Origin of the sequence: Pseudoalteromonas sp., assembly GCF_041613455.1 — a bacterium.
GTDB lineage: Bacteria > Pseudomonadota > Gammaproteobacteria > Enterobacterales > Alteromonadaceae > Pseudoalteromonas.
In genome coordinates this window covers 1-6,006 of sequence record NZ_JBFJHD010000183.1, presented here as the reverse complement: position 1 = coordinate 6,006, position 6,006 = coordinate 1, and the positions used below count along the sequence as shown (strand labels likewise).

The 6,006-nt window shown below is 43.0% G+C and carries 5 protein-coding genes; 3 read left to right on the top strand and 2 right to left on the bottom strand.

Going from position 1 to position 6,006, the window contains the following annotated elements:
* Positions 1-268: 268 nt before the first annotated feature.
* Both ABYB02_RS13600 and ABYB02_RS13595 read right to left on the bottom strand, forming a co-directional pair.
* The gene (locus ABYB02_RS13600; protein WP_372762970.1) at positions 269-1,585 is read right to left on the bottom strand and encodes a histidine kinase dimerization/phospho-acceptor domain-containing protein; all 1,317 of its coding nucleotides are present in this window, start codon (positions 1,583-1,585) and stop codon (positions 269-271) included.
* Entirely contained in the window at positions 1,585-2,256 is a 672-nt protein-coding gene (locus tag ABYB02_RS13595) for a response regulator transcription factor (RefSeq protein ID WP_372762969.1), read from the bottom strand. The genes ABYB02_RS13600 and ABYB02_RS13595 overlap by 1 nt, the downstream gene beginning before the upstream one ends.
* Before the next feature lie 359 nt (positions 2,257-2,615).
* On the opposite strand from ABYB02_RS13595, the gene ABYB02_RS13590 reads away from it, so the two are divergent.
* The 3 genes from ABYB02_RS13590 to ABYB02_RS13580 all read left to right on the top strand — a co-directional run.
* Positions 2,616-3,437 carry a prolipoprotein diacylglyceryl transferase family protein gene (locus tag ABYB02_RS13590; protein WP_372762968.1) on the top strand — a complete coding sequence of 274 codons (822 nt, stop codon included), beginning with the start codon at positions 2,616-2,618 and terminating at the stop codon, positions 3,435-3,437.
* Positions 3,438-3,446: 9 nt separating this feature from the next.
* Positions 3,447-4,220: a thiol:disulfide interchange protein DsbG gene (gene dsbG / locus ABYB02_RS13585; protein WP_372762967.1), complete on the top strand. Its 774-nt coding sequence runs from the start codon at positions 3,447-3,449 to the stop codon at positions 4,218-4,220.
* Positions 4,221-4,467: 247 nt separating this feature from the next.
* Positions 4,468-6,006, top strand: a 1,539-nt coding sequence (locus tag ABYB02_RS13580; protein WP_372762966.1) for a TonB-dependent receptor, incomplete at its 3' end; no start/stop codon positions are given.

The following is a 6,006-nucleotide window of genomic DNA, read 5'->3' as shown; positions in this document are numbered from 1 at the left end:
TTATACCAGTTGTTATTTTCTAAATCTAGCAATACAAGGTAAATGGGGTGAATTAATTGTTGGTGTTGTAGTTGTTAAGTAAATAAATGTTGTGCAGGGCAACGCTGATTTATTAATAATATTGGCCGCAGCTAGTACTTAGCGCGAGATAGTGTGCGGGTTGCTGAGCATGTATTAGCAAGTGCTCAGCATATTTTAATAAAACAGCTATTAGCTTAAAAAAAACATGCAGTAAAAGGAAGGTTGTTACATCAGGTTACTTCGTAACTTAGTTATTTACCTTAACGGGCACGGTAAATTCGGCAATAAATAACGCATTATTATTTTTAAGAGTGAGCGAACCTTGGTACTTTTCGGCGATGCTGGCCACAATTGATAGGCCAAGCCCAGCGCCGTTTGCTGCGCCTTTACGCCAAAAACGAGTTGCCATATTTACTAAGTCAGCTTGGTTAATATAGGCGTGGTTACTAATGGTTATTTTTAGTGCTGTGGCTGTTAAATTAGCGGCTAAAATGACTGGTGTATTCGCTTTGCTGTACTTAAATGCGTTATCAAGTAAATTACGACACACTATAGTGAACATGGCACTGGGAATACAGTACACTGGCTGGCTTGCTGTTATGCTATAGGTTAAGCGGGCGCTATTGTTGTTTGATTCTGTTACCACAGTAGTAATTAACGACTCAAGTTCCCAAGGCTCTGTAGTGTTTAGCGGCGTGTCGGCATCTACATGGGCCAATACCAGTAGGTTGTCTAAAATGGTATTTAATCTATGCGCACTTTTTTTAGCTTGCCCTAGTGCTTTTTGTTGGGTGGCATCTTGCGTAAGCTCTGCTAATTGTATTTGCGCTAAAATGCCGGCTAGTGGGGTTCTTAGCTCATGCGCGGCATTACTGGTAAAGTGTTTTTCGCGGCTGATCCCTTTTGCTAAGCGTGCCATTAAGGCATTTTGGCTAGTTATAAGCGGTTGCAGTTCTTTTAAAGGCTGGTTTAACTGTATCGGCTCTAAGTCGTGACTGCCGCGTTTTTCAAGCGCATGTATTAATAACTTTATTGGCCGTATTCCTGTGCCTATGGCAAACCAAAGTAATACGAGGGCAACAAAAATAGCTAACGCAGGTGGAATGAGTATGCTAATGAGCAAGTCGTGATAGAGCATATCGCGCTCGGCCACCTTATCGGCAATGGTAATTTTATATTGCGCAGTAATTAAGGTGAATGTACGCCACTGCGCTTGCTCAGAGCTTAAATAACTAAAACCTTGGTTTAGGGTAGGTTGATTGGGAAACGATTGACTATTACTGCTGGCAATGATACTGCCTTGCAAGGAGCTAATTTGACAGGTTAGGCCTTTTTCAGTGTTTACCCCGCTGGCATTTATAATATCAGGGAGGCTTTTACTGAGCGCATCTTTGGGTACATGGGCTAAAATGTTACCTAACATAAACGCGGTTGAGCGTAGGCGCTGATCAAAGTTAACCGCTAACTTATTATTTAACCCCGATATCATCCATACGCTGGCGATAAGCCAAAAGCCTAAAAATACCGCTGCAACCAATACCGTTAACCGTAAACGCAAGCTCATTAGTGGCTAACCTCTATTGTGCCTAATCTAAAGCCTAGGCCACGTATGGTTTCTATTGCCGGTGCGCCTAGCTTTTTACGTAAATTAAAAATATGTACGTTAAGTGCGTTACTCGCTACATCATCGCACACGCCATAAAGTACATTTTTTAACTGGCTTTGGGTTAAAATTTGTTGCGGACTATTTAAAAAAGTTTGCAGTAACAAGTCCTCATTACGCGACAAGCAAACAAGCGTGCCATTGAGTAATGCTTTATGTTGCTCTAAATCGTATTGCAGTGCACCGTGAGTAATTGTATTGCTGAGCCTATCACTTGCACGGCGCTTTAAGCTTAACAGTCGCGCTAATAACTCTCTTAAATCAAAAGGTTTTACCAGGTAGTCGTCGGCGCCTTTTTTTAATCCAATAACTTTGTCATCTATGGTATTGCTGGCGGTAAGAATAAGCACGGGGAGCGAAAAACGGTTGTCACGCAGCCAGCTTAACCAGTTAATACCATTACCATCGGGTAGGTTTAAATCAAGAATGCATAAATCAAAATTGCTCGATTGCATATAAGTAGTAGCTGCACTCAGGGTACTAACGTGCTCAACGGCTAGCCCTTGGTGGGTTAAGTAAGTACAAATAGCATCGGCTATTACTTCGTCATCTTCTACTAACAATACAAACATACTCGCTACTCTGTTTAAAACACCCTAGCTAGAATACCTGTTTCCATTGGTTAAGTAACCTGAGCTTTGGATAATAAATCTATCTCAAGCAGCTATTTTCAGCGCTAACTGCGTTGAATTTACTTGCAATAGGCCAGCTATTGACGCGTAAATTGGCCTTGTTTTCACTGAAAATCTCTGGCTAGAGAAAATAAATTTAAATATAACTCTGATTCAATACGTTAGTAAATCTCTTAACCATAGTTCAGGTTAAGTAACTGCTATGTGCTTATTTACTATTAATTTTTGCTCTTAATATTGGCTTAATTAACGATTTGTATACTATAGCGGCTAACCGTATTTAAAGAAGATTTATAGCTATGTTAAGTATTTCATTCGGGCCGTTTGTTATTGCCATTTCGCAGCTTATTATTTTATTAGGCTTAGGCGTATTTTGGGGGCTTACTTATTTACAAACTCGTAAGCAACCACAGCAAAAAGCAATTTTAGACACGGTATTTAAAGCGTTTGTAGTGGGCTTTATTGTTGCGCGATTACTATTTGTTTTGACTATGTGGGATGCGTATCAAGAAAACTGGTGGCAACTTATTAATATCAGTGATGGCGGCTTTATCCCTTCTTATGGCTGGGTGGCGGGTGTGCTTGTGTTGGCGCTGTATGCGCGAGGCAAAAAAGCAGTACTGAAAACCTATTTTATCGCGGCTATTGTCGCGCTGTTTACTATTATGGTGCCTACCTTTGCAGCCTCTATTTATAAAGCTGGGGTTGAGCTGCCACAATCTGCGGTATATAACCTGCGTGGTAAAGAGGTTGATTTACAGTCATTTAAAGGCAAACCTGTGGTTATTAACTTTTGGGCGTCGTGGTGCCCGCCGTGCCGTAAAGAAATGCCGGTATTACAGGCTGCGCAAAAAAATAATCCTAATATTGCCTTTGTTTTTGTTAACCAAGGAGAGGACTTATTTACGGTACAAAAATTTATCAATGCTGAGCAGCTCGACTTACAAAATGTGTTTTTTGATCAAAACAGTAATGTAAGTCGTGAATCCGGAGCTGCTGGGCTACCAACCACGCTTTTTTATAGCAGTGATGGCAAATTAGTAACCAGTCACATGGGAGAGCTCTCACACGCGAGTTTGCGTTATTACATGCAAGCTATAAATCAACAGTCTGCACAATAAGGATGCCTCATGAAGTTAATTTATTTACTGCCATTACTTGCGTTTACCTCGCCCATATTGGCTCAACAAAAAGCACTGCCAGCACCCCTTAAGTTAGTTACTGAGCAAGGCGGCGAAATAGTCAGCGAGTTTGCAGCGCCTGCCAACATGAAAGGCTATGTTGCCGACTTTAAAGGCCAAGTTATTACCTTATATATCACCGCTGATGGGCAATATTTACTTACTGGCCCTATGCTTGACGCCAATGGTAATAATGTAGGAGAGCAAGCGGCAAACGACTACGCTACAGGCCCTAAAGCGCAAAAAGACTGGCAAACATTAGAGAGTAGCCATTGGATAGTCGATGGTTCAGCCAAGGCAAAGCGAGTAATTTATACCTTCACCGATCCCAATTGCCCTTACTGCAGACAGTTTTGGCAAAATGCGCGTCCTTGGGTGGATGCGGGTGAGGTACAAATACGCCATATTTTAGTGGGTATTTTAAAAGCCGACAGCTTAGGCAAAGCGGCGGCTATTATGAGTGCAAGCAACCCTGAAGAAGTGTTAAAAAAGTTTGAAAACGATAATTTAGCGCGTACATTACAGCCGCTAAAAAATCCCCCTGAGCAGATAAATGCGCAATTAATGAAAAACCATCAAATAATGATGAGTGTTGGTGCCAGAGCAACCCCCGCTACTTTTTATCACGATGCTAATGGCGCGGTAAAAATGCAAATGGGTTTACCGCCTGCGTCATTAATGACTGAGATCCTTGGCCCACTGCCAAGTAAGCCAACCAAGTAAACAACCAACTTAGTACATAGTATGCAACGTCAAGCCGGTAAAAGTTTTACCGGCTTTTTTAAAAATAACGTTAAACATTGTTACACTTTGTTATTTACATAAGGTATTCAGTAAGTTATCGATTTTATTAATCGGCCATTAAGTTTGGCGCTGTAGACTTAGCAGCAATTTTTGACCCGCTATTGACCTTTATTGATAGCCCTGCCGCTAAGTATCAAAAGCGCATAAAACGGAACCGCACACTGTCATGAGTACTTGCAATAATCGCCCCTGTTCACTACCAGCATTAACATTTATAAAATCAGCGCTGTGTTTATCTGTTTTAGCTGCCATAGGTAGCGCATATGCAGCACCACAATTAGCTGAAACGAAGAACAAGGCCGATATTGAAGTTATCGAAGTACGCGGTATGCGCGCCAGTATGGCAGAAAACCTCGATATCAAACGTCTGTCTAGCTCGGTGGTCGATGCTATAACGGCAGAAGACATAGGTAAGTTTCCCGATAAAAATGTCGCCGATTCGCTGCAACGCGTACCGGGGGTGATGATAGCGCGGGATGGCGGTGAGGGCGCAGCGGTGAGTATTCGCGGTTTGTCGTCTGCGCTTACTTTTACGCAGCTTAACGGTAATTTTATTGCCTCATCACCGGGTGAGCCTTCGCGCTCATTTGATTACACGCTACTCCCTTCAGCCATGATAGCCAGTGTTGAGGTATATAAATCACCTGAAGCGCGTTTAGATGAAGGCGGTGTCGGCGGCACCGTATTAATGCATAGCCGCAAGCCGCTCAGCATGGAGGCACACTCTGGCGTGCTAAATATTGAAGGGACGTACAGTGACGTAACGCAACACAGTGAGCCACAACTAACTGGTTTATATTCTTGGAAAAACGATGCAGAAACGCTTGGCTTTTTAGTGGGTTATACTCACCAAGAGCGTACTAACCGTACCCTCTCGGGTGGCACCGATGCCAATGTGTGGCGCTACACCGGCGATGGCCAACCGGTTGATGTAAATGGTAATGTGGTCAATAACAATAATAGTTGGGATACCATTACCGATGCCAATGGTAATAATTACGATGGTGTGTGGTTTCCACAAGTGGTGCGCGGCTCGGTACTTAATGAAAAACGCGAACGCGAAGGCATACAGTTTAGTACTCAGTGGCGACCAACTAATCGTGTAGAAATAGGCTTAAACTATTTTGGTTTTACGCTGGGGCAAAACCGCACTGAGTCGGTTATTGATATGCCAGAGTGGTCGTTAAACCCAGACTTTTTAACCGATGTGAATTTGGATGAGTCGGGCACGATTATTAATGGTATGCAGTTTGATGCCGCAGCGAGTGGTGTACAAGGTGACATGCAGTTTCCGTGGATGCGCGGCAGTTATGTTCGTGAAGAGTCAAGTTCAAATAGCTTTGATGTTAATTTAAGTTACCAAGGCGATGATTTTAACGCGCGCTTTGTTGCGGGCAATACTCGTGCAAAAGGCGGCCCGAAAGAAAGCTGGGAAGCCGCTTATAAAAGCTCAAACGCAGGCGAACAGGCAGCAACTATCGAAAATGCCGCACAACACGCTGGCTGGCAGCTAGGTAAAAACGATGTAACCCTCAATATAGATCCAAATACACTGGCTAATTTACTCAGCGGCGTAGGCGGTGGGCGCGATGCAGGCTCTTCAAATTCAAGCTTTGTGCGCAGCGAGCTAGAAGAAAGCTATTATCAAGCCGATATCGATTTTTACGCCGATTGGGGCTTTTTAACCACCATTAGAACCGGTGTA

Excerpts from the sequence above, each read along its gene's own strand:
- ABYB02_RS13590 (WP_372762968.1), top strand. The coding sequence starts at position 2,616 with ATGTTAAGTATTTCATTCGGGCCGTTTGTTATTGCCATTTCGCAGCTT.
- dsbG (WP_372762967.1), top strand. The coding sequence starts at position 3,447 with ATGAAGTTAATTTATTTACTGCCATTACTTGCGTTTACCTCGCCCATA.
- ABYB02_RS13595 (WP_372762969.1), bottom strand. The coding sequence starts at position 2,256 with ATGTTTGTATTGTTAGTAGAAGATGACGAAGTAATAGCCGATGCTATT.
- ABYB02_RS13600 (WP_372762970.1), bottom strand. The coding sequence starts at position 1,585 with ATGAGCTTGCGTTTACGGTTAACGGTATTGGTTGCAGCGGTATTTTTA.